Source organism: Citrobacter sp. CK194, from assembly GCF_030333395.1.
Taxonomy (GTDB): Bacteria; Pseudomonadota; Gammaproteobacteria; order Enterobacterales; family Enterobacteriaceae; genus Citrobacter_B; species Citrobacter_B koseri.
Genome location: NZ_JAOWGA010000019.1, coordinates 306035 through 331755, shown reverse-complemented (window position 1 = coordinate 331755; position 25721 = coordinate 306035). Strand labels below are relative to the sequence as shown.

Annotated in this window: 23 protein-coding genes; 2 read left to right on the top strand and 21 right to left on the bottom strand. The window is 57.1% G+C overall.

Annotated elements, in window-relative coordinates; all coding sequences use genetic code 11:
* Positions 1-23: 23 nt before the first annotated feature.
* The 8 genes from menE to OGX80_RS17680 all read right to left on the bottom strand — a co-directional run bounded on the left by menE (position 24) and on the right by OGX80_RS17680 (position 8038).
* Positions 24-1439 carry an o-succinylbenzoate--CoA ligase gene (gene menE / locus OGX80_RS17715; protein WP_101744040.1) on the bottom strand — a complete coding sequence of 472 codons (1416 nt, stop codon included), beginning with the start codon at positions 1437-1439 and terminating at the stop codon, positions 24-26.
* Entirely contained in the window at positions 1436-2398 is a 963-nt protein-coding gene (gene menC, locus OGX80_RS17710) for an o-succinylbenzoate synthase (RefSeq protein WP_047462362.1), read from the bottom strand. The genes menE and menC overlap by 4 nt, the downstream gene beginning before the upstream one ends.
* The gene (gene menB, locus OGX80_RS17705) at positions 2398-3255 is read right to left on the bottom strand and encodes a 1,4-dihydroxy-2-naphthoyl-CoA synthase (RefSeq protein WP_012131509.1); all 858 of its coding nucleotides are present in this window, start codon (positions 3253-3255) and stop codon (positions 2398-2400) included. Before menB ends, menC begins: the two co-directional genes overlap by 1 nt.
* 14 nt (positions 3256-3269) lie before the next feature.
* Complete coding sequence (gene menH / locus OGX80_RS17700) at positions 3270-4028, bottom strand: 2-succinyl-6-hydroxy-2,4-cyclohexadiene-1-carboxylate synthase (RefSeq protein WP_047462359.1); 759 nt, start codon at positions 4026-4028, stop codon at positions 3270-3272.
* Positions 4025-5695, bottom strand: coding sequence for a 2-succinyl-5-enolpyruvyl-6-hydroxy-3-cyclohexene-1-carboxylic-acid synthase (gene menD / locus OGX80_RS17695; RefSeq protein WP_047462356.1), 1671 nt, complete (start codon positions 5693-5695; stop codon positions 4025-4027). Before menD ends, menH begins: the two co-directional genes overlap by 4 nt.
* Positions 5696-5823: 128 nt before the next feature.
* A complete protein-coding gene (menF, locus tag OGX80_RS17690; RefSeq protein ID WP_047462353.1) occupies positions 5824-7122 on the bottom strand; it encodes an isochorismate synthase MenF in 1299 nt (432 codons plus the stop codon).
* A 95-nt stretch (positions 7123-7217) separates the two neighbouring features.
* Complete coding sequence (gene elaB / locus OGX80_RS17685; protein WP_012131505.1) at positions 7218-7523, bottom strand: stress response protein ElaB; 306 nt, start codon at positions 7521-7523, stop codon at positions 7218-7220.
* A 53-nt stretch (positions 7524-7576) separates the two neighbouring features.
* Positions 7577-8038, bottom strand: coding sequence for a GNAT family N-acetyltransferase (locus OGX80_RS17680; RefSeq protein ID WP_047462350.1), 462 nt, complete (start codon positions 8036-8038; stop codon positions 7577-7579).
* A gap of 65 nt (positions 8039-8103) precedes the next feature.
* Here OGX80_RS17680 and rbn point away from each other — a divergent pair, with 65 nt between their 5' ends.
* Together rbn and OGX80_RS17670 are read left to right on the top strand one after the other, a co-directional pair.
* Entirely contained in the window at positions 8104-9021 is a 918-nt protein-coding gene (gene rbn, locus OGX80_RS17675) for a ribonuclease BN (protein WP_047462347.1), read from the top strand.
* A gap of 64 nt (positions 9022-9085) precedes the next feature.
* Positions 9086-10090 (top strand): chemotaxis protein, encoded by a 1005-nt coding sequence (locus tag OGX80_RS17670; protein WP_115181372.1) that lies wholly within the window; start codon positions 9086-9088, stop codon positions 10088-10090.
* Between the two features lie 62 nt (positions 10091-10152).
* On the opposite strand, the gene nuoN is transcribed toward OGX80_RS17670, so the two are convergent.
* The 13 genes from nuoN to nuoA form a co-directional block, all read right to left on the bottom strand.
* Positions 10153-11610: an NADH-quinone oxidoreductase subunit NuoN gene (gene nuoN, locus OGX80_RS17665; RefSeq protein ID WP_012131501.1), complete on the bottom strand. Its 1458-nt coding sequence runs from the start codon at positions 11608-11610 to the stop codon at positions 10153-10155.
* Positions 11611-11616: 6 nt separating this feature from the next.
* Positions 11617-13146: an NADH-quinone oxidoreductase subunit M gene (nuoM, locus tag OGX80_RS17660; RefSeq protein WP_012131500.1), complete on the bottom strand. Its 1530-nt coding sequence runs from the start codon at positions 13144-13146 to the stop codon at positions 11617-11619.
* Positions 13147-13330: 184 nt separating this feature from the next.
* A complete protein-coding gene (gene nuoL, locus OGX80_RS17655; protein ID WP_115181371.1) occupies positions 13331-15172 on the bottom strand; it encodes an NADH-quinone oxidoreductase subunit L in 1842 nt (613 codons plus the stop codon).
* On the bottom strand, positions 15169-15471 hold the full coding sequence (gene nuoK / locus OGX80_RS17650) for an NADH-quinone oxidoreductase subunit NuoK (protein WP_000612644.1): 303 nt from the start codon (positions 15469-15471) through the stop codon (positions 15169-15171). Before nuoK ends, nuoL begins: the two co-directional genes overlap by 4 nt.
* Positions 15468-16022, bottom strand: a complete 555-nt coding sequence (gene nuoJ, locus OGX80_RS17645) for an NADH-quinone oxidoreductase subunit J (protein ID WP_012131498.1) — start codon at positions 16020-16022, stop codon at positions 15468-15470. Before nuoJ ends, nuoK begins: the two co-directional genes overlap by 4 nt.
* An 11-nt stretch (positions 16023-16033) precedes the next feature.
* The gene (gene nuoI / locus OGX80_RS17640) at positions 16034-16576 is read right to left on the bottom strand and encodes an NADH-quinone oxidoreductase subunit NuoI (protein ID WP_115181370.1); all 543 of its coding nucleotides are present in this window, start codon (positions 16574-16576) and stop codon (positions 16034-16036) included.
* A 14-nt stretch (positions 16577-16590) separates the two neighbouring features.
* Complete coding sequence (gene nuoH / locus OGX80_RS17635; RefSeq protein ID WP_012131496.1) at positions 16591-17568, bottom strand: NADH-quinone oxidoreductase subunit NuoH; 978 nt, start codon at positions 17566-17568, stop codon at positions 16591-16593.
* Positions 17565-20291 (bottom strand): NADH-quinone oxidoreductase subunit NuoG, encoded by a 2727-nt coding sequence (gene nuoG / locus OGX80_RS17630; RefSeq protein WP_115181369.1) that lies wholly within the window; start codon positions 20289-20291, stop codon positions 17565-17567. Before nuoG ends, nuoH begins: the two co-directional genes overlap by 4 nt.
* Positions 20292-20372: 81 nt before the next feature.
* Positions 20373-21710 carry an NADH-quinone oxidoreductase subunit NuoF gene (nuoF, locus tag OGX80_RS17625; protein ID WP_115181368.1) on the bottom strand — a complete coding sequence of 446 codons (1338 nt, stop codon included), beginning with the start codon at positions 21708-21710 and terminating at the stop codon, positions 20373-20375.
* Positions 21707-22207 (bottom strand): NADH-quinone oxidoreductase subunit NuoE, encoded by a 501-nt coding sequence (gene nuoE, locus OGX80_RS17620; protein WP_012131493.1) that lies wholly within the window; start codon positions 22205-22207, stop codon positions 21707-21709. The genes nuoF and nuoE overlap by 4 nt, the downstream gene beginning before the upstream one ends.
* 2 nt (positions 22208-22209) lie before the next feature.
* A complete protein-coding gene (gene nuoC / locus OGX80_RS17615; RefSeq protein ID WP_012131492.1) occupies positions 22210-24012 on the bottom strand; it encodes an NADH-quinone oxidoreductase subunit C/D in 1803 nt (600 codons plus the stop codon).
* 85 nt (positions 24013-24097) lie between these two features.
* Positions 24098-24772: an NADH-quinone oxidoreductase subunit NuoB gene (gene nuoB, locus OGX80_RS17610; protein ID WP_012131491.1), complete on the bottom strand. Its 675-nt coding sequence runs from the start codon at positions 24770-24772 to the stop codon at positions 24098-24100.
* A 15-nt stretch (positions 24773-24787) separates the two neighbouring features.
* Positions 24788-25231 carry an NADH-quinone oxidoreductase subunit NuoA gene (gene nuoA / locus OGX80_RS17605; RefSeq protein WP_012131490.1) on the bottom strand — a complete coding sequence of 148 codons (444 nt, stop codon included), beginning with the start codon at positions 25229-25231 and terminating at the stop codon, positions 24788-24790.
* Positions 25232-25721 lie beyond the last annotated feature (490 nt).

Here is a 25721-nt window from a genome sequence, read left to right as displayed (position 1 = left end):
CTGCGGCTCCCGTGTTGCTTACATTACGGACGGTTAGCGCGCACCCACTCCTGCAATGCCCGGCGCGAAACTTTGATCCCGCCGTTTTTCAGCGCTGATGGCAACGTCAACCAGCGTACCGGCTGCTGAAAACGCGCCAGCTTGTCTTTCACCCATTCCGCGAGATCGACGTTCCCGGCCTGCGCGTCATATTCCACCACCGCCACCGGACGATGGCCGAACTCCCTGTCCTCTACCGGCACCACGAACGCCTGTAGAACATATGGATGCGCCGAGATAACGCGTTCCACCTCTTCCGGCTGAATGCCTTCCCCGCCGCTGAAGAACAGATTATCCAGCCGACCGGCAATCGTCAGCTTACCGTCGTTCAGTTCGCCGCGATCGCGGGTGGCGAACCAGCCTTCGCCGTTCACCAGCGGGATCAGCTTACCGTCGCGCCAGTAGCCTTCCGCCATGCTGGCAGCGCGCAGCCAGACTTCGTCATTCACGATTCGGACTTCCCGCCCCGGTAACGCCGCGCCGACATCGCCCAGGCCGTCGGCTTCTTTCGCGCACACCGTCGAGGCAAATTCCGTCAGGCCATAACCGCACCAGCAGCGAATACCCTGCGCGCGAGCCTGCTCCGTCAGTTCAACCGGGATAGCCGCGCCGCCCAGCAGTACCGCTTTCAACGTTACCGATGCCGGATTCTCCAGCAGCCGCCACAGCTGAGTGGGAACCAGGGACGCATGCGTACACCCTTGCAGCATTGCTTCCAGCGGCTGCTTCTCACGCACGGTCATTCGGGCGCCCGCAAACAACCAGCGCCACATAATACCCTGGCCGGAAACATGAAACAGCGGCAGCGATAACAGCCAGTCATCCCCATCGGCAAACGGCATCAGGGACAGCACCCCTTCCGCGCTGGCCAGATGCGCCTGGCAGGTATGCACTGCGGCTTTGGGTAATCCGGTTGAGCCAGAGGTCAGCGTCATTGAACTCAGCCGCGTCGGCTGCCAGTCTGCGGCGTGTTCGCCTGCCTCTTGCTGCATTTGCAGCGGTTGCAACGCCGGGAAGGTATTCTCCCCCTCCAGCAGCAAAGCAAACCGGAGCGTTAAGTCCGGCAGCAGCGCGTCGAGCAGCGGTTGTGGAAGCTGCGGGTTAACCGGCAGGACTCTTGCCCCGCATTGCAGTAAAGCCAGCCAGGCCAGCAGCGTTTGCGGGTGATTCCAGGCGCGCAGCATCACGCCGCAGCCTTCAGAGACACCCTGAGCGGCAAAACCGCTCGCCAGCGCGTCAATACGGGTACAGAGTGTGTGCCAGCTTAGCACTTCATCATTAAGGCGTAAGGCGGGCGCATCTCCCCGCACCTGCCGCCAGTGACGCCACGGCCAGTCATTAAAAGATGACGGCTGGAGGCCCGATACGCTTGCGCTATCGGGCATTTCCCGGAGGCTCATAGCAGCCGTTCCAGCGCATCGTCGCTAACACACGGCAAAGCGCTGCCCGGCCAGCGGCGCACCTGCTGGGTTTGCATCAGGCTTAGCGTATCCAGACCCGGAATGGTCTGCGGCGTCAGCCACGCGGCAATACGCGCCAGTTGCGTTAAGCCGAGGCTCGACTCGATGGAAGAGCTGATCACCGCCGTCAGTCCCAGCGTATGCGCGGCCTGTACCTGCTCGCGAACCTTTTCCAGGCTTCCGGTGAGCGTCGGTTTGATGACCACCGCGCTGACGCCCGCTTCCGCCGCAAAGACAAAATCGTCTTCACGCAGACTTTCATCCCAGGCAATCGCAATCCCGGTTTCACGCGCAAAAGCGCGGGAGTCGTCGCGGGTTTTACACGGTTCTTCGAGGAAGGCGATGCGGGCACGGTAGTCCGGGTTGACGTATTTCGCGAACTGCTGCGCTTTCAGCGGCGTCCAGGCGCGATTGGCATCCAGACGCAGATGCAGATCGGGAACCGCCTCCAGCAGCAGGTTGACCACCATTCCGTCGCGTACCGCTTCGTACAGACCGACTTTGATCTTGGCGACTTTCTCGCCATGCATATCAGCCAGTTGCAGCACCAGATCGTCTGGATCGCCCGTACACAGCGGCGCGGCGCGGTAATCCGCCGCCTCTGGCAACGTCCCCGCCGCCTCCGCCAGCGCACAACTAACGCCAAACGCCACGGAGGGCACTTCAGGCAACGTTGACTGGCCTTGCAGCCAGCCGTTAACCCAGTCCAGCAGCGCGGCCTGCGCCTCTTCCAGGGTTTCCTGGCTGAAACCCGGAAGCGGGGAGATCTCCCCCCACCCTTCGCGCTCGCCGTCGCACAGACGGACATACAGCCCGTCGCGAGTTTTTAACCGCCTGTCGCGCAGAACCACCCCCGCGTCCATGGGGATCTGCCAGCGGTACACCTGCGCGCTACGCATTACGGATTCCGTTTGAATTTGCTGAAATCAGGCTGACGTTTCTGGTTGAAAGCGTTACGGCCTTCCTGACCTTCTTCCGTCATGTAGAACAGCATCGTGGCGTTGCCCGCCAGCTCCTGTAGACCCGCCTGACCGTCGCAGTCGGCGTTCAGCGCGGCTTTCAGGCAGCGCAGCGCCATCGGGCTGTTCTGCAACATTTCGCGGCACCAGCGCACGGTCTCTTTTTCGAGGGAGTCCAGCGGTACGACGGTGTTGACCAGCCCCATATCCAGCGCCTGTTTAGCGTCGTACTGACGGCACAGGAACCAGATTTCACGCGCTTTTTTCTGCCCGACGATACGCGCCATATAGGAAGCGCCCCAGCCGCCGTCGAAGGAGCCGACTTTCGGGCCCGTCTGGCCGAAGATAGCGTTTTCCGCCGCGATGGTCAGGTCACACATCATGTGCAGTACGTGACCGCCGCCGATAGAGTACCCTGCGACCATCGCCACGACCGGTTTTGGGCAGGTACGGATCTGGCGCTGGAAATCCAGTACGTTCAGGTGATGCACGCCGGAATCATCCTGGTATCCGCCGTAGTCGCCGCGTACCTTCTGGTCGCCGCCCGCACAGAAGGCTTTCTCGCCTTCGCCGGTCAGAATAATAACGCCCACGTTGTCGTCATACCGGGCATCCGCCAGCGCCTGGATCATCTCTTTGACGGTCAAAGGACGGAATGCGTTGCGCACCTGTGGACGGTTAATGGTGATTTTTGCAATACCATCGGTGGATTTTTCATAACGAATGTCCGTGTAACCTTCGGAGCAGTCGTGCCATTCAACCGGTGCGTAAAGCATTGTTTCATCAGGATAGATCATAGTGTGTCCTTTAGTCAGAGACGCAGAATCTGAGCCAGACTGTCCACCACGCCTGCGGGATTTTCCCGATGCGCGTTGTGTCCGGCGTTACGAATCATATGGCAAGGTACAGACAACTCCGCCGCCAGCGCGCGGAATTTGCTGTCGCGTTCACCACATAAATAATAAAACGGAAATGTGCGCGCATTTAGCCGCGCGCGTAAATCAGGCTGTACGGCAAGCGAGGTTGCCTCCAGCATCGCCGCCAGCGTTTCGCCATTGTTCTGGCTGCGCAGCGCGACTAACGCCTCTCTTTGCGAAGCATCCAGCGAAGCGAAAACCGGCTGCTGATACCAGTCAGTAAACACGTCGCGCAGCGGTTCACGGCGAAAGCGCGCCGCCCAACGACCGTCAGACCGTCGGCGCGCGTCACGCTCGGCCTCGCGTTGCAGTCCCGGGTGGCCGCCTTCAACCACCAGCCCGCAAAGACCCGGCAGAGTCTGGCACGCCGCCATCATCGCCACTCTGCCGCCGAGCGAGTAGCCGACCAGCCAGTATTTAAGTATGTTGTAACTAAATAATGTGTTACGCAATAAGTCGCACACATCAGCAAAGCCGCTGACACGAATATCGGCAGAATCGCCGTGACCAGGCAAGTCGATATACAGGCGCGAAAAGTCGGGAAACTGCTCACCGATCTGCTGCCATTCCCGGCAATCACCGGAAAATCCATGCAGGAAAACCAGCCAGGGAGACCCCGGCTGACCACCGTTCGCCTGCGCGCGCAGGATCATAGATGGCTCACCTGCGCCAGCAGCTGTTGCAGGGTTTGCGCCCCGTCGGTATCGTTCACGACCAGCTCAATCACCGTGGTTGTCGGCGTTCGCCAGGCGCCAGCCAGCGCCGCATCCAGCTCATCCCAGCTTTGCGGGCGGTGATATTTGAGGTTAAACATGGCCGCTGCGTGTTCAAAGTGGACGTTTTGCGGCATCAGGTAAAACCGCTCGCGCTCGCTCTGCGGCGTCGGCAACAAAGAGAAAATTTGCCCGCCGTTGTTATTCACCACAATCAGCACAAACGGCGCGGACACCTGGCGCAATAGCGCCAGCGCGTTGAGATCGTAGAGCGCAGACAGATCGCCGACGATAGCCAGCGTCGATTTCGCGCTGGCGCGCTGAACGCCCGCCGCCGTCGAGATCAAACCATCAATACCGCTGGCTCCCCGGTTGCTGTACACCGGGTAGCCCGCCGGTAGCTGCGACAGCGCGTCAATCAGGCGCACCACCAGGCTGTTGCCGACAAACAGTTGCCCTTGTTCCGGCAGATAGTCGCGAATGCGGTGCGCCAGTTGCGCTTCGCCGAACATATCGCGACGCGCGACAACCGCCTGCCACGCCTGCTCTGCCAGGCGCGGGATATCGACACACCAGGGATGGCGTTTCTCCGCCGGATGCAGCTCCAGCCAGTCGGCGATTTTCGCCACCAGCCTGCGTCCGCGATGATGCGCCGGGTCCAGACGACCTTCGATATTATCAATAATCCAGTACTCTTCCGGCTCGCAGGCGGCCTGCCATTGCAGCAGGCGCTTTCCGGTCAGGCTGCTGCCGAGTTGTACCACAATTTGCGCCTGCTGAAGCTCAGTGACGGCCTTCGCATTGCCCAGCCAGAGATCGGCGCACGGCAGCGGCTGCCCGGTTTGCGACAGCACGTCGCCAATCAGCGGCCAGCCCAGCGTCTGCGCCCAAAGCGCGACTTTCTTGCCCTCTTCCACGCTCATGCGCCCGGCCACCACTACGCCGCGTTTTTGCCGCCAGAAGAACCAGTCGCGCTGTTTGTCGCTTTCCAGCCGACGCGCTTCGCGCAGCCAGGGTTTGTCATCCTGCCACCAGTCGCCAAGGCTCTGCTGCCAGGCAAGCCCCGTGTCGTCCATATCGCCATACAGCGGTTCCGCAAACGGGCAGTTGATGTGTACCGCGCCGGCATGCAGCGTCGCCAGGACGTTATCAAGGGTGGAGACCAGCCAGCGCGCGGAAATATCCTGCGTCGGGCGCGGCAAAGAGAGCGTCTGAGAAGGATGAGAAGCGAACATCCCGGCCTGACGAATCGCCTGATTCGCGCCGCAGTCAATCAGTTCCGGCGGACGGTCCGCAGTCAATAAAATCAGTTTTTCACCGGTAAGCCCCGCTTCAATCAGCGCCGGATAGAGATTTGCCACCGCCGTACCGGAAGTAACAATAACGGCAACGGGCTGCTTACTGACTTTCGCCAGCCCTAATGCCAGATGACCAAGACCACGCTCATCAAAGTGCGTGTGATGAATAAAGGCTGAATTTTCCGCTGCCGCCAGGGTTAAAGGCGTAGAGCGGGAGCCAGGGGCAATGCAAACATGCCTGACGCCGTGGCGAGTGAGTGCTTCCAGAATGACCGCCGCCCAGCGTCGGTTAAATGCGCTTACTGACATGAGATTGTCCGGTATCAATATTGCGACTCAGTATAAGGATCAGAAAAAATGGATTATTGATATGAGTCGGGAATATACACAAAATCATTCAGCAGACCGCCTGAAGGATGAGGTGTATGTGCGACTCATTAGCTTTCCATCTGTAATAACGTGCGTAGCCCGGCTGCTTTGTTGTCGATCTCTTGCCATTCCTGTTCCGGGTCAGACCCGCGCACAATGCCTGCCCCGGCATACAGACGAACAACGTTCGCCGCGACTTTCGCCGAGCGCAGCGTCACGCAGAATTCGCTTTGCTGTAAAGACAGATAACCCGCCGACCCGGCATACCACTCACGTTCAAACGGTTCATGTTGCTGAATAAACGCGCGCGCCCGTTCACGCGGAATCCCCGCGACGGCTGCCGTGGGCTGTAGCTGTAGCAAACAGAGCGTGTCGTCAGCCTGATTGAGCGCCGTCCAGATACAGCGGCGCAGATGCTGTACTTTGCGTAATCTGAGCACCTGCGGCGGCAAAACATCGAGCGAGTGGGTGCAGCTTTGCAGGCGCTGACAAATATCTTCCACCACCAGCATGTTTTCACGCTGGTTTTTATCATCCTTCATCAACCATTCGCCCAGTTGCCAGGCCTGATGGTCGTCGGGATGATTCGCCACCGTGCCGGCCAGCGCCTCGGTGCGCAATGCCGTTTCACGTCGCCGCCAAAGGCGTTCCGGCGACGAGCCAAGAAAGGCCCTTCCGGCGGAGAACGCCATAAAAAAATGGTAGCAGTTAAGGTTTAAACGGCGACTGGACGCCATCACGGCGGCGGCATTCACCGGATGGGAAAACTGCAAATCCGTCGCCCGCGCCAGCACCACTTTGTCGAGATCGTCTTCAGCGATAGTCTGCGTGGCAAGCTGAATCAGGCTGGTCCAGCCCGCTTTATCCGGCCAGTGCTGCTCGCCCGTCAGGTGCAGGCGCAGCGCCGGGATCGGCTTTACGCCCCTTAATGAAGAGAGAAACGCGATCGCCCGCCCGGCGTCTTCACGCAGTGAAACCGGGCTGTAGAGATACAGCCGCAGCGTTGCCACTGCGCCAGCGCGTCGCCATTCAAGACGCGGCAGCAGCAAATGCCCCTGCTGCGGTTCAAACGCATTCAGTCCCCAGATACGCAAATCGGATTGTGATTCATGCTGGCGGAGAAAGCGTTGCGCCTGTTCGAGAGAGGGGAACGTTTCAACGGCGCCGAGCACCGCGGCTTCTTCATCGCCGTTACGCTGTTGCCAGTAAAATTGCGGCCAGATGGCCTGACTGGCCAGCCAGCTTAATGCGTCAAACGCATCATTCAGAGGGAAAGGCACATCAACAATACGCATTCCTGGCGCCGCCGGTATCTCCTGCGATAACTGGCGTCGCAGATTTTCCAGCGCAGTAGTGATTGAATGCACGCGGACCTCTCCCTGTTAAAAACCTCACATTATACGGGGTACAGCGGAGAAAAAGCAGTACCCCCGTTTAGGGAGGAAATGCGATCCCGGTTACATTACCGCCGCGCCAGCAGTAGTCCCAGCACCAGGCCGACCGCCGCGCCTGCGCCAATCCCTTGCCAGGGTTTTTCATGCACGTAATCATCCGCTTTATAAACCGCCTGTTTTGCGCGGTAATAGTAGCTGTCAGACGCATGGCTGACGCGATTTTTTACCTCTTCAAGCGCCCGTTCTGCGCGTGCTTTTAACTCAACATATTTTTGATCGGCAGGATCGCCGGAGGAACGCAGCACCTCTTCCAGCGTTTCGCTCAGAAGTTCCAGGTCGTCATCAATACGTGAACCATAAGAATGAAAAGACATTATACTCTCCCTTTCGATTAACGTTCCCACTAACTATAGACAAAACCGGAACATCACACCTGGCTAACCTCACGCGCCATACCCATGTGCGGGATACCGTCTTCGTCATAAACGTCCGTCACCGGAACAAAACCGAATCGCGCATAGAAGGATTGCAGATGCGCCTGTGCGCCGAGGTAAAGCGCCTTCTCCGGCCAGTGTTGCTCGCAGGATGCCAGGGTCTGCGCCATAAGCTGTTGCCCCAGTTTTTCGCCGCGCAGCGCTTCGCTGACGATCACGCGCCCAATCACCACCGGCTCCAGTTCGTCGTCGCTTTTCAGAATCCTCGCATACGCTACCAGCTCATCGTTATGCCAGCCCAGGATATGACGGTTCTCCCCCACCAGGTCATCGCCGTCCACATCCAGATACGGACACTGTTGTTCAACCACAAATACCGCGCAGCGCAATTTCAGTAACGCATAGAGTTGCGGGACGGATAATTCAGAATGATGCAGGTCTTGCCAGTGAATCATGGTGCGCTCCTTTTACGTATTCGCTTTATACTAGCCAGAATATTTTTTAAACGTGTAATGAAATAATGGAATTAATTTTTTTAGGTACTTCTGCCGGCGTTCCTACCCGCACGCGTAATGTCACGGCAATATTACTGAATTTACAGCACCCGACGCAGGCGGGGCTATGGTTATTCGACTGCGGTGAAGGCACCCAGCACCAGATGCTCAACACCGCGTTCAACCCGGGTAAGCTCGATCGCATTTTCATCAGCCATCTGCATGGCGATCACCTTTTCGGTTTGCCCGGTCTGCTGTGCAGCCGTTCGATGGCGGGAAACGCACAGCCGCTGACGATTTACGGCCCCAAAGGCATTCGCGAGTTCACCGAAACCGCATTGCACCTTAGCGGCTCCTGGACTGATTATCCGCTGGAGATCGTTGAAATTACCGCCGGCGAAATTCTGGACGACGGTCTGCGCAAAGTGACCGCCTTTGCGCTTGAGCATCCGCTTGAATGCTATGGCTATCGGATTGAAGAGCATGACAAGCCCGGCGCGCTGGATGCCAGTGCGCTAAAAGCGGCAGGCGTGAAGCCCGGCCCGCTGTTTCAGGATCTGAAAGCGGGTAAAACCGTCACCCTGAACGATGGTCGCGTTATTAACGGCGCCGATTTTCTCGCGCCAGCCACGCCCGGGAAATCGGTGGCGATATTTGGCGACACCGCGCCATGCGCGTCGGCCATCACGCTGGCAAAAGGCGTGGACGTAATGGTACACGAAGCAACGCTGGATACCTCAATGGAAGAAAAAGCCAACAGCCGTGGGCACAGCTCCACCAGGCAGGCCGCGCAGCTGGCGCACGATGCCGACGTGGGCCAGCTCATCATTACTCACGTCAGCTCGCGTTACGACGACAGAGGCTGCCAACGCCTGCTGGCAGAATGTCAGGCGATCTTCCCCGCAACTGCGCTGGCTCACGATTTCGCCGTTTTCACGGTTTAACGCTCCATTTTTCTTCCTCAGTGCCGATAACAGAGAAAAGGCTGGCTTTCATATTGAGGATGCGATGGATAATTTCCAGAAAGATATTGATGACAGGGCTAACTTAACCCTGTCTAACCGCTTTGAATTGCTGTTATTCCGTCTCGGCACATCGCTGCATGAGCAGAAGTCGGAGCTATTTGGCATCAACGTATTCAAACTGCGCGAAATTGTGCCAATGCCCACATTTACGCGCCCTGCCGGAATGAAAGCCCCGCTTTTAGGTATGGTCAACATCCGCGATCAGGTGATCCCGGTCATCGACCTGCCCGCCGTGGCCGGGTGTAAACCGGAGAACGGGCTTAACATCCTGCTGATCACCGAATATGCGCGCAGCGTACAGGCATTTGCGGTGGAGTCCGTCGAGAATATTATGCGTCTGGACTGGCAGCAGGTGCATACCGCCGAGAAAGCGGTTAACGGCCGCTATATCACCAGCATTGCCTGTCTGGATGAAGACAAAGAGACCAACAACCTGGCGCTGGTGCTCGACGTAGAGCAAATTCTCTATGATATCGTGCCGTCAAATCACGACTTGCGCGCCACCAATTTGAAAACCAGCAAGTTCAACATCACGCCGGGTGCGGTGGCGATTGTGGCGGAAGATTCTAAAGTTGCCCGCGCCATGCTGGAGAAAGGGCTGAATGCGATGGAGATCCCGCATCAGATGCACGTCACCGGTCAGGATGCCTGGGAGAAAATCCAGCAACTGGCGAAAGAAGCGGAGACGGAAGGCAAACCGATTAGCGAGAAAATCGCTCTGGTGCTAACCGACCTCGAAATGCCGGAGATGGACGGTTTCACCCTGACGCGTAAGATCAAAACCGACGAGCGCCTGAAGAAGATTCCGGTGGTGATCCACTCTTCCCTTTCCGGCAGCGCCAACGAAGATCATGTGCGTAAAGTTAAAGCGGATGGTTATGTCGCGAAGTTTGAAGTCAACGAACTGTCGTCGGTGATTCAGGAAGTAATGGAACGCGCCGCGCAAAACGTCAGCGGGCCGCTGGTCAGCCGTCAGTTGCTGAGTTAACGTCCTGACGTTCAGGGCATAAAAAAACCCGCCGCGGCGGGTTTTTTCGTTTCTGCTTTCGCTTACATCAGCGGCGTAGCTAACTGCACGATGCTAATCAGCGGTTGCGGGTAGATACCCAGCACCAGAACCAGCAGCGCGGAGATCAGAACCACAATACCGCCCGCGCTGTACTGCCAGTTAGACGGCGCATCGCGGTTAAGCTGCTGCGGCGCGCTCAGATAGAGGCTTACCGCAACACGCAGGTAGTAGTAGAGACCAATCGCGGAACCAACCACCACCGCGGCAACCAGCCACCACAGGCTGGCCTGCACACCGACCGCCAGGACGTAGAACTTGCCGATAAAGCCCAGCGTCATCGGGATACCCGCCAGAGAGAGCATCATCACGGTCATCACCGCCGCGAGGATCGGACGATGCCAGAACAGACCACGGTAGGAGAACAGTGAATCGGCATCCGGGCCACGGAACGGGCTGGACATCAGGCTGACCACGCCGAACGCGCCGAGGCTGCTGAACAGATAACCGGCCAGATAGACGCCAACGGCTTCCATCGACATCTCGCCGCTTTGCAGGGCGATCAACGCCACCAGCAGATAGCCGAGGTGAGAGATAGAGGAGTAACCGAGCAGACGCTTAATGTTGGTCTGGCTCAGCGCCATCAGGTTACCGAAGATGATGGAGGCAAAGGCAATCACGCCCAGCACGATACGTACCGCTTCGCTGTCGCCAACCGGCGCGTACAGGAACAGACGCATCACCACGCCGAAGATAGCGATTTTGCTCGCTGTCGCCAGGAAGGTGGAAACCGGCGCCGGCGCGCCCTGGTATACGTCTGGCGTCCACAGGTGGAACGGCACCAGCGAGAGTTTAAAGCCGAGACCAACAATCATCAGACCGAAGCCCGCCAGCAGCAGCGGTTCATGCAGCATACCGTCGCCGAGGCTCTTACCGAGCGCGACAAACGACAGGTTGCCAGACTGCGCGTACACCAGCGCCATACCGAACAGCAGGAAGGAAGACGCTGCGGCAGACAGAATGGTGTATTTGATACTGGCTTCCAGCGAGCGTTTCTGACGGAAGGCGTAACCAATCAGGCCAAACAGCGGCAGAGAGATCAGCTCAATACCGAGGAACAGCGCCGCCAGGTGGTTGGCGTTCGCCAGCAGAATACCGCCCAATGCGGCAATCAGCACCAGCAGGTAGAACTCTTCCTGGTTGTCGTTATAGCCTTCAAGCCACGGATAGGCAAAGGTACAGGTGGCAAGACTCGCCAGCAGAACCAGCCCGGTGTAAAGCATGGCGAAACCGTCAACGCGCATCAGCGGGGTGACGTCCATCGCGCCCGCCTGGCCGACAAACCAGAGCGAAACCAGCGCGGCGTTAAGCCCAATGACCGACAGCGTGGCATTGAGGAAGTGATTGCGTCGCCACGCAATGGAGAGCATCACAACCACCACCGTCAAGCCGACGATCAGCAGCGGTAGCAGCGCAATCAGGTGTTGTGGAGTTATTGTCATGGCGATTTACGGCCTTGTAGTAGTAACGGAATTAACAAACCACTGCTGGATGTTGCTCATCGCAGAATGCGAGGTATCCAGAATCGGCTGCGGATAGAAGCCAAGCAGTACCAGAAGCACGACCAGCAACAGGATGATAAACAGCTCTCGCAGCGACATCCCTGGCATGTCCTGGCTGGCAATCTGGCTCTTCGCTTTACCGAAGTAAGCGCGATGCAGCATCGCCAGCGAGTAAACGGAAGCAAACACCAGACCAAAGGTTGAGATCACGGTAATGACCGGAACCACCTGGTAGCTACCGAACAGAATCATAAATTCGCCAACGAAGTTACCGGTGCCCGGCATACCGAGCGTCGCCACCGCGAAGAACATCGACAGCGCAGGCAACCATTTAATTTTGCTCCACAGACCGCCCATCATACGCATATCACGCGTATGCAGACGTTCGTACAGCTGACCACACAGGATGAACAGACCCGCTGCCGACAGACCGTGCGCAATCATCTGGATTACAGCGCCCTGGTACGCCAGCTGGCTGCCGGTGTAGATAGCAATCAGTACGAAGCCCATGTGCGAAACGGAAGTGTACGCAATCAGACGTTTAATGTCGTACTGGGTGAAGGCCATCCACGCGCCGTAGAAGATGCCAATCACACCCAGCCACATCGCAATCGGCGCAAACTCGGCAGAGGCGTTCGGGAACAGCGGCAGCGAGAAGCGCAGCAGACCGTAAGCCGCCGTTTTCAGCAAAATACCGGCGAGGTCAACAGAACCTGCGGTCGGTGCCTGGGAGTGCGCGTCTGGCAGCCAGCCGTGCAGCGGAACCACCGGCATTTTCACCGCAAACGCGATGAAGAAGCCCAGCATCAGCAGGTATTCCACTCCGTGCGACATCGGCGTTTTCAGCAGGTCTTCGTAGTTGAAGGTCCAGACGCCGGTCGCGTTGTGGTGTACAAACACCAGCGCCAGGATGGCAATCAGCATCACCAGACCGCTCGCCTGGGTATAGATGAAGAACTTGGTAGCCGCCGTGATACGCGTTTTACCGTCAGAGGCTTTGTGCCCCCACAGCGCGATCAGGAAGTACATCGGCACCAGCATCATTTCCCAGAAGAAGAAGAACAGGAACATGTCGATGGCAAGGAACACGCCGATAACGCCGCCCAGAATCCACATCAGGTTCAGGTGGAAGAAGCCCTGATATTTTTCGATTTCATTCCAGGAGCAGAGTACCGCCAGAACGCCCAGCAGACCGGTCAGCACCACCATCAGCAGCGACAAACCGTCGATAGCCAGATGGATAGAGATGCCGAAGCGCGGGATCCACGGCAGAATGAACTCAGACTGCCACTGCGGAATGCCAGCGGCTTGCGTCAGTGAATAGCCGCCCTGCAACCACAGTTGCAGGCCAAGCGCCAGCGTCAGTCCCATGGTGATCAGCGCAATCCAGCGCGGCACCTTCACGCCGAAGCGTTCGGTCTGCCAGCACAGAAAGCCACCGATAAAGGGAATTAATATTAGCCAGGGTAGTAACATGGCGATCTTTATTCCTTGTTAAAGTCCCATCAGGACCTGATTTTCAACGAATTCTCACAACAGAAAATTCACTTCGGATTGCGGCCTTTTTTGCCCGGTGGCGCTAACGCTTACCGGGCCTACAGATTCCCGTAGGTCGGATAAGCGCCAGCGCCATCCGACATCAACCCCACAATCCTCAAACTCAACGCAGTACCATCAACAGCGCCAGCACAACGACCGCACCGATGCTCATGGATGCCACATACCAGCGCAGATATCCGTTCTCGCTGAGCAGCAGGCCTTTACCTGCAAAGCGGGAAAGGATAGCCGGAACGTTCATCAGTGCATTGAGCGGGTCGCGTTTCAGCAGCCAGGCGACGCCGAGGAACGGCTTCACGAACACTTTGTCGTACAGCCAGTCGAAGCCCCAGGCGTTATACCACCAGGTGCCCAGCAGACGGCCCGGCGCACTGTTGGCGACAGAAGTCACCAGAGTACGTTTACCCAGCCACAGCCATGCGGCCATCAGGATGCCGACAATCGCAACCACGCCGGAGGCAATTTCCAGGGTCATCACGCGGCTATGCTCAAGCTCGGTCGTCTGCGGCAGCACACCCTGCAACGGCGGCACAATCAGCGCGCCAACAAAGGTGGACAGTACCATCAGCACAATCAGCGGCAGGTGATGCGTAATCCCCTTCCCTGCATGAGCGTGAATTTGTTCTTTACCGTGGAACACGATGAAAATCATACGGAAGGTGTACAAGGAGGTCATGAACGCACCGACCAGACCTGCAACCATCAGATTGATATGACCATTCGCCATCGCGCCAGCCAGAATCTCATCCTTACTGAAGAAGCCGGCGGTAATCAGCGGCAGAGCCGACAGCGCCGCGCCGCCCACCAGGAAGCAGAGATACACCAGCGGAATGGATTTACGCAGACCGCCCATCTTGAAGATGTTCTGTTCGTGGTGGCAGGCCAGAATCACCGAGCCGGACGCCAGGAACAGCAGCGCTTTAAAGAAGGCGTGCGTCATCAGGTGGAAAATCGCCGCATCCCACGCCTGGACGCCCAGCGCCAGGAACATGTAGCCAATCTGGCTCATGGTGGAGTAAGCGAGAACACGTTTGATGTCGGTCTGCACCAGCGCGGCGAAACCGGCCAGCACCAGCGTAATCGCCCCAACGATCCCCACCAGATGCAGCACTTCCGGCGTCATCAGGAACAGGCCGTGGGTACGGGCAATCAGGTAAACACCGGCGGTAACCATCGTCGCGGCGTGGATCAGCGCGGAGACAGGCGTCGGGCCCGCCATCGCGTCTGCAAGCCAGGTCTGCAACGGCAGTTGCGCAGATTTACCTACCGCACCGCCCAGCAGCATCAGCGTCGCCCACATCAGCATGTTGTTGCCGTCGGCGAAGTGCGCGGGCGCCAGTTCCACCATTTCGCGGAAGTTCAGGGTGCCCAGTTCGTTGTACAGAATGAACAGCGCAAACGCGAGGAACACGTCGCCCACACGGGTCACAACAAACGCTTTCATTGCCGCAGCGCCATTCTTCGGATCGGTGTAGTAGAAACCGATCAGCAGATAGGAGCACAGACCCACGCCTTCCCAGCCGAGGTACATCAACAGCAGGTTATCGGACAGCACCAGAATAACCATGCTGGCGATAAACAGGTTGGTGTAGGCGAAGAAGCGGGAGTATCCCTCTTCACCGCGCATATACCAGGAGGCGAACATGTGGATCAGGAAACCCACACCGGTCACTACCGAGAGCATAGTCAGCGACAGGCCGTCCAGCACCAGGTTGAAACCGATGTTGAAATCACCCACCGACATCCACGTCCACAGCGGCTGGCTGAACGCCTGCTTGCCGTTAGCGAAGAAGTCAACGCCGACAAACGCCGTCACCAGCGCCGCCAGGCCAATGGAGCCGACGCCCACGGTCGCGGAGAGGTTTTCCGACCAGCGACCGCGAGAAAACGCCAGTAATACAAAGCCAATCAATGGCAGAATAATGGTTAAGGCAAGCATGTTCATCCACGCATCTCACTTACTGAATCGATGTTCAGGTTCTGGCGACGGCGATGAAGTTGCAGTAACAGCGCCAGGCCAATACTCGCCTCCGCAGCCGCAAGGCTGATGGCGAGAATGTACATCACCTGACCATCCGTCTGGCCCCAGTAGCTTCCGGCGACCACGAAGGCCAGCGCAGAGGCGTTAATCATGATTTCCAGCCCAATCAGCATAAACAGCAGATTGCGGCGGATAACCAGACCGGTTAAGCCCAGCACGAATAAAATCGCCGCGAGGATCAGTCCATGTTGTAAGGGGATCATGCGTGCTCCTCCGTTTTTCTTTTCGCGCTGTCACCAGGACGGTTGCTCAGCACTTCGCCCACACGCTCTTCGCGACCGACGTGGAAGGCGACAACCAGACCGGCCAGCAGCAGCATAGAGGCCAGTTCGACCGCCAGAACGTAAGGCCCAAACAGCGAGATACCGACCGCTTTGGCGCTAATTGGCGTACCGTCGATACCCTGGTCGTTGACGCCCAGAATGGCGTACACGATCACCACCAGCATGATGGCCGACAAAATCGCCGGGCCAATCCACACCTGCGGTTTCAGCCACTGGCGTTCCTGTTCGATTTCCGAACCGCCGAGGTTGAGCATCATGACCACGAACACGAACAGCACCATGATGGCGCCCGCATAAACGATAATTTCCAGCGCACCGGCAAAGTAAGCGCCCAGCGAGAAAAACACCCCGGAAATCGCCAACAGCGAAATAATCAGATACAGCAGCGCGTGTACCGGATTGGTATGGGTGATGACTCGCAAGGTTGCGAGAATGGCGATCAGGCCACAGATATAAAAAGCGAACTCCATTGCCCTTCTCCTTACGGTAACAGGCTCTTGACGTCGATAGGCTTGGCTTCGTTCTCTGCTTCGCCCTTATCTTTGCCGTCGATTGCCATACCTGCCATCCGGTAGAAGTTATATTCCGGGTATTTGCCCGGACCGGAGATCAGCAGATCCTCTTTCTCATAAACCAGGTCCTGGCGCTTGTACTCACCCATTTCAAAATCGGGGGTGAGCTGAATGGCCGTCGTCGGACAGGCTTCTTCGCACAGGCCGCAGAAAATGCAGCGTGAGAAGTTGATACGGAAAAACTCAGGATACCAGCGACCATCTTTCATCTCTGCTTTTTGCAGCGAGATACAGCCTACCGGGCAGGCTACCGCACACAGGTTACAGGCAACGCAACGCTCCTCGCCGTCCGGGTCGCGCGTCAGCACGATACGGCCACGGTAACGAGGCGGTAGATAGACCGGCTCTTCCGGGTACATCTGCGTTTCGCGTTTCGCGAACGCATGCAGGCCGATCATCCAGATACTGCGTACCTGGGTGCCGAAGCCTACGAACAATTCTTTTAAGGTCATGGTCTTTGTGCCCCTTATTGCGCCTGCCAGAGAATGACAGCCGCCGTTACCAGCAAGTTGATGAGCGTCAACGGCAGGCAGACTTTCCAGCCGAAGGACATTACCTGGTCATAACGAGGACGCGGTAACGACGCACGAATCAAAATGAACATCATCATAAAGAACGCGGTTTTCAGCGCGAACCAGATGAATGGCGGTAAGAACGGGCCATGCCAGCCACCGAAGAACAGCGTCACCATCAGCGCGGAGATAGTAACGATACCGATGTATTCCCCCACGAAGAACAGACCGAATTTCATACCGGAATATTCAATGTGATAACCATCGGCCAGTTCCTGCTCGGCTTCCGGCTGGTCAAACGGATGACGGTGACACACCGCCACGCCCGCGATGGCAAAGGTGACAAAACCAAAGAACTGCGGAATAACGTTCCAGATATCAGCCTGGTTGTTGACGATGTCGGTCATATTAAATGAACCGGCCTGCGCCACCACGCCCATCAGGGAAAGCCCGAGGAACACTTCGTAGCTGAGCGTTTGTGCTGATGCACGCATCGCCCCCAGCAGCGAGTATTTGTTGTTGCTCGACCAACCGGCGAACAGCACCGCATACACCGCCAGACCCGCCATCATCAGGAAGAACAAAATCCCGATGTTCAGGTCAGCGACAACCCAGGTCGGGCTAACCGGAACGATAGCGAATGCCAGCAGCAGCGAGGTAAAAGCGATCATCGGCGCCAGGGTAAAGATGACGCGATCCGAGAATTTCGGGATCCAGTCCTCTTTAAAGAACATTTTGATCATGTCCGCGACCAGCTGGAGCGAACCGCCCCAGCCAACGCGGTTTGGCCCATAACGGTTCTGGAACAGACCCAGCAGACGACGTTCGCCAAAGCTCATGAATGCCCCACAGGTGACCACCACCAGCAGGATCACCACCGCTTTGAGAATGCTCAGCAGGATCTCGATCAGATCCGGTGTAATCCAACTCATTGTTGCGCCTCCTGCAGATTCTCAAGACGACCGCCCGCCAGAACCGGCGCGATGCCAGGCATACCCATCGGCAATCCGACCTGCCCTGCCGTTAAGCCTTCAGCAATTTCAACCGGCAGCGTTACCGTATTGCCGTCGTAGCTGAAGGAAACGCGCGTTCCCGCATTCACGCCCAACTTCGCGGCATCAGCCGGGTTGAGTTTGATGTACGGTTGCGGCATACGGCTCTGGAAGACCGGAGAGCGCTGCGACATTTCGTCACTGCCAAACAGGTGATAGTACGGCGCGATACGCCACTGACCATCCTGCGCCTGGAAGCTGGCCGGAACGGTAGTGAAGTAATCAAGACCGTTTTCAGATGCTTCAATCAAACGCACGCCCGGATCGCCATGACGCAGTTTGCCGCCCACTTCATCCTGGAACTTGTTCCACGCCTGTGGGGAGTTCCAGCCTGGCGCCCAGGCAAACGGAATCTGCGAACGCGGCGCGCCCGGCTGGTTGTTCCCTTCCATTGAGAAGGCGAACATGGTGTCTTTATCCTGCGGCTGACGCGGCTCGTGAACGCTGATGTTAGCGCGCATCGCGGTACGACCGCTGTAACGGTGCGGCTCACGCGCCAGTTTCTGCCCGCGAATGCGGAAGGTCGCGTCCGGCGCGGCATCTTTAATGCCCGCCAGTTGCGGCATTGCGGCGATCGCGGCGTCAATAACGTGGTCCAGTTGCGTCCAGTCCACCTCGCGGTTCTGCACGGTGCTGTGCAGCGAGTGCAGCCAGCGCCAGCTTTCCAGCATCACGGTGTTGCTGTCGTAATAGGCCGGGTCATAAACCTGGAAGAAACGCTGCGCGCGGCCTTCGTTGTTGATGACCGTACCGTCGCTTTCCGCAAAACTTGCGGCGGAGAGCACCAGATGCGCATTCTCCATAATCGCCGTGCGCTGATGGTCAACCACCATCACCAGCGGCGCTTTTGCCAGCGCGGCATTTACGCGAACGGCGCTTGCATGACGGTGCAGATCGTTTTCCAGCACCACGACAGCGTCGGCACGACCGGTTTCCAGTTCGGTTAACGCGTCATCCAGCGAACCGCCGCCCATCATGCCCAGCCCCATGCTGTTGACCGAGCGGGCAATCATGGTGATGCCGACATCCGAACCACGGCCTTTCAGCGCTTTCGCCACGTTAGCGGCCGCCTGAATCACTTCCGCGCTACCGGCGTTGGTGCCGGAGATAATCAGTGGTTTCTTCGCACCTGCCAGCGCCTGAACGATGACGTCGATTTTGTTCTGCAAATCGCTGCTGATGCCGTCGACCGCCGGTGCGCTGTCGTCCAGCGCATGAGCGATGGCAAAGCCTAAACGCGCCTGATCTTCCACCGGCGCACGGTAAGTCCATGCCGCGATATCGTCCAGACGGGTGTTGTCAACGTTGGTCACAAACAGCGGATGCTTAGCGCGCTGGCCGATGTTGAGGATGGCCGCAATCTGCCAGTCGGCCACTTTCTGGGCCGCCGCCATTTCACGCGCTTTGCCTTTCACCGCCTGGCGAACCGCCAGCGCAACGCGCGCGCCGGTCTGGGTAATATCTTCGCCCAGCACCAGTACCGCATCGTAAGATTCGATATCACGCAGCGCCGGAGTATGAATGCCGCCTTCGCGCAGCACTTTCAGCGCCAGTTGCAGACGTTCCTGCTCGCCCTGAGCGATACCGGTATAGAAGTTATCCGCGCCCACCAGTTCACGCAGCGCGAAGTTACTCTCAACGCTGGCGCGCGGAGAACCGATGCCGATCACTTTCTTCGACTGACGCAGAATATCCGCCGCGCCCTGCATCGCCTGTTCGGCGTTGAGGGTGATCAGGTCATCGCCACGACGCTGAATCGGCTGACGAGGCCTGTCTTTCAGGTTCACATAACCATAACCGAAACGACCACGGTCGCAGAGGAAGTAGTGGTTAACGGTCCCGTTGTAACGGTTCTCGATACGACGCAGTTCGCCGTAGCGCTCGCCCGGGCTGGTGTTACAACCGATGGAGCACTGCTGGCAGATGCTTGGCGCAAACTGCATGTCCCACTTACGGTTATAACGCTCGGAGTGCGTTTTGTCGGTGAATACGCCGGTCGGGCAGATTTCCACCAGGTTGCCGGAGAATTCGCTTTCAAGCGTACCGTCTTCAGGACGACCGAAGTAGACGTTGTCATGCGCGCCATATACGCCCAGATCCGCGCCGTCTGCGTAGTCTTTGTAGTAACGCACGCAGCGGTAGCAGGCGATGCAGCGGTTCATTTCGTGAGAGATGAACGGCCCCAAATCCTGGTTGCGGTGAGTACGCTTAGTGAAACGGTAACGACGGAAGTTGTGGCCCGTCATCACGGTCATATCCTGAAGGTGGCAGTTACCGCCCTCTTCACAGACCGGACAATCGTGTGGGTGGTTGGTCATTAACCATTCCACCACGCTTTCGCGGAACTGTTTCGCTTCTTCGTCATCAATAGAAATAAAGGTGCCGTCGGTGGCAGGCGTCATACAAGACATCACCAGGCGACCACGCGTATCTTCCGCGTTTTGATATTGCTTCACCGCACACTGGCGGCAAGCACCGACGCTACCCAGCGCCGGGTGCCAGCAAAAGTACGGAATATCAAGGCCGAGGGACAGACATGCCTGTAGCAGGTTGTCTGCGCCGTTGACCTCATATTCTTTGCCGTCTACATGAATCGTAGCCATAGTCAGCATGCTTCCAGTTGGCTTAGTCAGGGACTAAGCGTTAATCGAATGACTTATCGCGATGCAGGGGTAAGCCCGCAATTACCAGCGCTCTTTCAGCAGGTTCGGCTGTATACCACCAATCACATGGGTATTGCTGAACGGCTGCTTGATGCCAGCTTCGAATTCTTCGCGGAAATATTTAATGGCGCTCTGCAACGGTTCGACCGCGCCTGGCGCATGCGCACAGAAGGTTTTACCCGGCCCGAGGAAACGACACAGTTGCTCAAGTGTCTCGATATCCCCAGGCTGGCCTTCGCCGCGTTCCAGCGCACGCAGAATTTTTACACTCCACGGCAGACCGTCGCGGCACGGCGTACACCAGCCGCACGATTCACGCGCAAAAAACTCTTCCAGGTTACGCACCAGCGACACCATGCCAATTTCGTGGTCAACGGCCATCGCCAGCGCCGTACCCAGACGGCTGCCCGCTTTACCGATGCTTTCAAATTCCATCGGCAGGTCGAGGTGCGCTTCGGTCAGGAAGTCAGTTCCCGCGCCGCCTGGCTGCCAGGCTTTGAATTTCAGGCCATCGCGCATGCCACCGGCGTAATCTTCGAGGATCTCACGCGCGGTAGTGCCGAACGGCAGTTCCCACAGTCCCGGATTTTTCACGCGACCGGAGAAGCCCATCAGCTTGGTGCCCGCATCTTTGCTCTTCGAAATGTTCTGATACCACCCCACGCCGTTCGCGAGGATCGCCGGGACGTTACACAGCGTTTCCACGTTGTTGACGCAGGTCGGCTTGCCCCATACGCCGGAGCTTGCCGGGAACGGCGGCTTAGAGCGCGGGTTGGCGCGACGACCTTCGAGGGAGTTAATCAGCGCGGTTTCTTCACCGCAGATGTAACGCCCTGCCCCGGTGTGGACAAACAGTTCGAAGTCGAAACCGGTGCCCATGATGTTTTTGCCGAGCAGACCGGCTTCGGTCGCTTCCGCGATTGCGCGGCGCAGATGCACAGCCGCTTCGATGTATTCGCCACGCAGGAAGATGTAGCCACGGTACGCTTTCAGGGCAAAGGCGGAGATCAACATACCTTCCACCAGCAGGTGCGGCAGTTGCTCCATCAGCAGACGGTCTTTATAGGTGCCCGGCTCCATTTCATCGGCGTTACACAGCAGGTAACGGATGTTCATGGATTCATCTTTCGGCATCAGGCTCCACTTCAGACCGGTGGAGAAGCCCGCGCCGCCGCGCCCTTTCAGGCCAGCGTCTTTCACCTGATTGACGATCTCGTCAGGAGACAGCCCGGTCAGCGCTTTACGCGCGCCTTCGTAGCCGTTTTTACTACGGTATTCGTCCAGCCATACCGGCTGCTTGTCATCGCGCAGACGCCAGGTCAGCGGATGCGTTTCGGGAGTACGGATAACGTTTTTCATTTATACCGCTCCAGTAGTTCGGGAATGGCTTCCGGGGTCAGATGGCTGTGAGTATCCTCATCAATCATCATGTTCGGCCCTTTGTCGCAGTTCCCCAGGCAACAGGTCGGCAGCAGCGTAAAGCGACCGTCAAAGGTCGTCTGCCCCGGCTTGATATTGAGTTTTTTCTCCAGCGCGGCCTGGATCCCCTGATAACCGGTGATATGGCACACCACGCTGTCACAGTAGCGGATCACATGGCGACCGACCGGCTGGCGGAAGATCTGGCTGTAGAATGTAGCGACGCCTTCGACATCGCTCGCCGGAATACCCAGCACGTCGGCGATCGCGTAGATCGCGCCATCCGGCACCCAGCCACGCTGCTTCTGTACGATTTTCAGCGCTTCAATGGACGCCGCACGCGGGTCTTCGTAGTGGTGCTTCTCGTGCTCAATGGCTTCACGCTCTGCCGCACTCAGCTCAAAAGCCTCGGTTTGTGGTTGTTGATTCTCGTGCATAATTAGCGGTCCACATCTGACATAACAAAATCGATACTACCTAAATGAACGATCAGGTCAGACACCAGGCTGCCGCGCACCGCCACCGGAATCTGCTGCAAATGCGCATAGCTCGGGGTACGGATACGAGTACGGTAACTCATGGTGCTGCCATCGCTGGTCAGGTAGTAACTGTTAATACCCTTGGTCGCCTCTACCATCTGGAAGGATTCATTCGCAGGCATGACCGGGCCCCACGACACTTGCAGGAAGTGGGTGATCAGGGTTTCGATATGTTGCAGCGTGCGCTCTTTCGGCGGCGGCGTCGTCAGCGGGTGATCCGCTTTGAACGGGCCTTCCGGCATGTTATTGAGGCACTGCTCAAGGATGCGCAAACTCTGACGCAGCTCTTCGACTTTCAGCATCACGCGGGTATAGCAGTCGGACACGCCGCCGCCAACCGGGATTTCAAAGTCAAAGTTCTCGTAGCCAGAGTACGGACGTGATTTACGCACGTCGAAATCAATACCGGTCGCACGCAGCGCGGCGCCTGTACAGCCCCAGTCCAGCGCTTCTTTCTTGCCGTAAGCGGCAACGCCCTGGGAACGCCCTTTCAGGATGGTGTTGCGCAGCGCCGCTTTCTCGTAGGAGTCCAGACGCTTCGGCATCCAGTCCAGGAAATCGCGCAGCAGGCGATCCCAGCCGCGCGGCAGGTCGTGCGCGACGCCGCCGATACGGAACCAGGCCGGGTGCATACGGAAACCGGTGATCGCTTCCACCACATCGTAAATTTTCTGACGGTCGGTAAAGGCGAAGAAGACCGGGGTCATCGCGCCGACGTCCTGAATAAACGTCGAGATGTACAGCAGGTGGCTGTTAATGCGAAACAGTTCGGAGAGCATAACGCGAATCACGTTTACGCGATCCGGTACGGTAATACCCGCCAGTTTTTCTACCGCCAGTACGTACGGCATTTCGTTGACGCAGCCGCCGAGGTATTCGATACGGTCGGTATACGGAATGTAGCTGTGCCAGGACTGGCGTTCGCCCATTTTCTCAGCGCCACGGTGGTGGTAGCCGATGTCAGGCACGCAGTCGACAATTTCTTCGCCGTCAAGCTGAAGTACGATACGGAATGCGCCGTGTGAGGACGGGTGGTTCGGACCGAGGTTGAGGAACATAAAGTCCTCGTTTTCGGTGCCGCGTTGCATCCCCCAGTCTTCCGGTTTGAAGGTCAGCGCTTCCATCTCCAGATCCTGCTTGGCTTTGGTCAGCTCAAACGGATCGAATTCGGTAGCGCGCGCCGGGTAGTCTTTACGCAGCGGATGCCCTTCCCAGGTCGGCGGCATCAGCAGACGCGTCAGGTGCGGGTGGCCGTCGAACGTGATGCCAAACATCTCCCAGGTTTCACGCTCGTACCAGTTGGCGTTCGGGAAGAGTTTGGTAAACGTCGGCACATGCAGGTCGTTTTCAGACAATGCCACCTTGAGCATGATGTCGCGATTGCGGTCTATTGAGATCAGGTGGTAGAAAACGGAAAAATCCGCAGCGGGTAACCCGTCGCGGTGCGTGCGCAGACGCTCGTCCATGCCGTGTAAGTCAAACAGCATGACGTAAGGTTTCGGCAGTTTCTTTAAGAAATCGCCAACTTCCAGTAATTGTTCACGCTTGACCCAAACAACGGGTACCCCGGTGCGGGTCGCCTGAACGGTAAAGGCATCCGGCCCAAAACGGTTGCGCAGTTCGCCAATGACCGGGTCATCCAGATGATCCCGGGTTTGCCATACAGCGTCTTGCGCGGTTAAGTCGGTCATATTGTTCACCATTGCAAATGGTCCGTGGTAGTCGGCAGTGCTTCGCGTTATTTATGTAGTGATAAGCGAAGTGAAGTCTGCTGCCGACAGGCGCAAATTAAATCTCGTCTGGTGTACGTAGATTCGTTACTGCAATGCGTTCGCCGCGTTTACGTTCGCGCTCTGACTGCATATTGGCGCGATAAACGCCCTGATCGCCAACCACCCAGGAGAGCGGACGACGTTCTTTGCCAATTGATTCCTGCAACAACATCAGCGCCTGCATGTACGCTTCGGGGCGCGGCGGGCAGCCCGGGATATACACATCTACCGGGATAAATTTATCAACGCCCTGCACAACCGAATAAATATCGTACATACCGCCAGAGTTAGCGCATGCCCCCATGGAAATCACCCACTTCGGCTCCAGCATCTGGTCATACAAACGCTGAATAACAGGCGCCATCTTGGTAAAGCATGTTCCCGCTACCACCATCAGGTCGGCCTGACGCGGCGAAGCACGCAGTACTTCCGCGCCGAAGCGCGCCACGTCATGCACGGCGGTAAAAGAGGTCACCATCTCGACATAGCAGCAGGAAAGGCCGAAGTTATACGGCCAAATTGAATTCTTACGACCCCAGTTAACCATGTCATGCAGCGCGTGTTCGAGCTTGCCCATATACACGCTTTTGTTGATTTCTTGCTCCAGGGGGTCGGTTACGATCTCCTGTTTTTGCAGGGGGTAACGGTCATTCTCACCGTTGGGATCTATGCGGGTGAGCGTATAATCCATCTTAATGCCTCGCGGTTAGCGTTGACGATTAGCGATACTGTTCGTTTCCGGGTTCATACGCTCGCGGCGTGAACGCGCGGGCGTCCAGTCCAGCGCGCCAATACGCACCAGATAAACCAGACCAGCCAGTAACACAAAAATAAAAATTGCAGCTTCCACAAAGCCTACCCAACCGCTTTCACGGATAGAGGTCGACCATGCGAACAGATACAGCGCTTCAACGTCGAAGATAACGAAGAACATGGCTACCAGGTAAAACTTGGCAGACAGGCGTAAGCGGGCGGAGCCGACCGAGTCGATACCTGATTCAAACGGGGTGTTTTTCGACCTCGCGCGTGCGCGACCGCCTAAAAACCAACCGCCGACGAGCATCAGGCAGCACAGGCCAATGGCAATAATAAGAAAGATAGCGAATGCCCAGTGATGAGCGATGATTTCAGTGGATGTTGACATACTCATTGCTTACTCATCAAAAGTAGCGCCAAATTCTCTGCTCTTTTCGGCAGATGAACGCCACATCGATTCATGGGGAGGAATAAAAAAAACCTTACAATCACTGTAGAAAATGATTAAACAGCTAATTGATGTGGTTTTTTACTCCTTTCTATAACCTTTTGTCAACTTTAACAAAAGTTCCCTCACATTAATTTACATCGACCCAACACCATTAACATTTAATGCCATTTTGACTGATTTCGATCGCATCACCAGCCCGAATTTAATGTTGTTGAATCGTGTCCGTTGTGAAGTAAATGAGATAATACACTCCTATTTTGACAGGATTTTACGCAGATGCCTCCCCCTAAATGGGAGTATTTTCTTGATCTGTGACACGCTTTTGTTAATCCGCCATAAAAAACAGCAACAATTTCTCTAGTTTTTTAACATGGAAACAAAACCAGACCGTCAGTGCCTATTTTTCATCCAAATTAACAGGTTAATGACTACT

Coding starts and splice junctions, on each gene's coding strand:
- menE (WP_101744040.1), bottom strand. CDS start 1,439: ATGAGCCTCCGGGAAATGCCCGATAGCGCAAGCGTATCGGGCCTCCAG.
- menC (WP_047462362.1), bottom strand. CDS start 2,398: ATGCGTAGCGCGCAGGTGTACCGCTGGCAGATCCCCATGGACGCGGGG.
- menB (WP_012131509.1), bottom strand. CDS start 3,255: ATGATCTATCCTGATGAAACAATGCTTTACGCACCGGTTGAATGGCAC.
- menH (WP_047462359.1), bottom strand. CDS start 4,028: ATGATCCTGCGCGCGCAGGCGAACGGTGGTCAGCCGGGGTCTCCCTGG.
- menD (WP_047462356.1), bottom strand. CDS start 5,695: ATGTCAGTAAGCGCATTTAACCGACGCTGGGCGGCGGTCATTCTGGAA.
- elaB (WP_012131505.1), bottom strand. CDS start 7,523: ATGTCTTTTCATTCTTATGGTTCACGTATTGATGACGACCTGGAACTT.
- OGX80_RS17680 (WP_047462350.1), bottom strand. CDS start 8,038: ATGATTCACTGGCAAGACCTGCATCATTCTGAATTATCCGTCCCGCAA.
- rbn (WP_047462347.1), top strand. CDS start 8,104: ATGGAATTAATTTTTTTAGGTACTTCTGCCGGCGTTCCTACCCGCACG.
- OGX80_RS17670 (WP_115181372.1), top strand. CDS start 9,086: ATGGATAATTTCCAGAAAGATATTGATGACAGGGCTAACTTAACCCTG.
- nuoN (WP_012131501.1), bottom strand. CDS start 11,610: ATGACAATAACTCCACAACACCTGATTGCGCTGCTACCGCTGCTGATC.
- nuoM (WP_012131500.1), bottom strand. CDS start 13,146: ATGTTACTACCCTGGCTAATATTAATTCCCTTTATCGGTGGCTTTCTG.
- nuoL (WP_115181371.1), bottom strand. CDS start 15,172: ATGAACATGCTTGCCTTAACCATTATTCTGCCATTGATTGGCTTTGTA.
- nuoK (WP_000612644.1), bottom strand. CDS start 15,471: ATGATCCCCTTACAACATGGACTGATCCTCGCGGCGATTTTATTCGTG.
- nuoJ (WP_012131498.1), bottom strand. CDS start 16,022: ATGGAGTTCGCTTTTTATATCTGTGGCCTGATCGCCATTCTCGCAACC.
- nuoI (WP_115181370.1), bottom strand. CDS start 16,576: ATGACCTTAAAAGAATTGTTCGTAGGCTTCGGCACCCAGGTACGCAGT.
- nuoH (WP_012131496.1), bottom strand. CDS start 17,568: ATGAGTTGGATTACACCGGATCTGATCGAGATCCTGCTGAGCATTCTC.
- nuoG (WP_115181369.1), bottom strand. CDS start 20,291: ATGGCTACGATTCATGTAGACGGCAAAGAATATGAGGTCAACGGCGCA.
- nuoF (WP_115181368.1), bottom strand. CDS start 21,710: ATGAAAAACGTTATCCGTACTCCCGAAACGCATCCGCTGACCTGGCGT.
- nuoE (WP_012131493.1), bottom strand. CDS start 22,207: ATGCACGAGAATCAACAACCACAAACCGAGGCTTTTGAGCTGAGTGCG.
- nuoC (WP_012131492.1), bottom strand. CDS start 24,012: ATGGTGAACAATATGACCGACTTAACCGCGCAAGACGCTGTATGGCAA.
- nuoB (WP_012131491.1), bottom strand. CDS start 24,772: ATGGATTATACGCTCACCCGCATAGATCCCAACGGTGAGAATGACCGT.
- nuoA (WP_012131490.1), bottom strand. CDS start 25,231: ATGAGTATGTCAACATCCACTGAAATCATCGCTCATCACTGGGCATTC.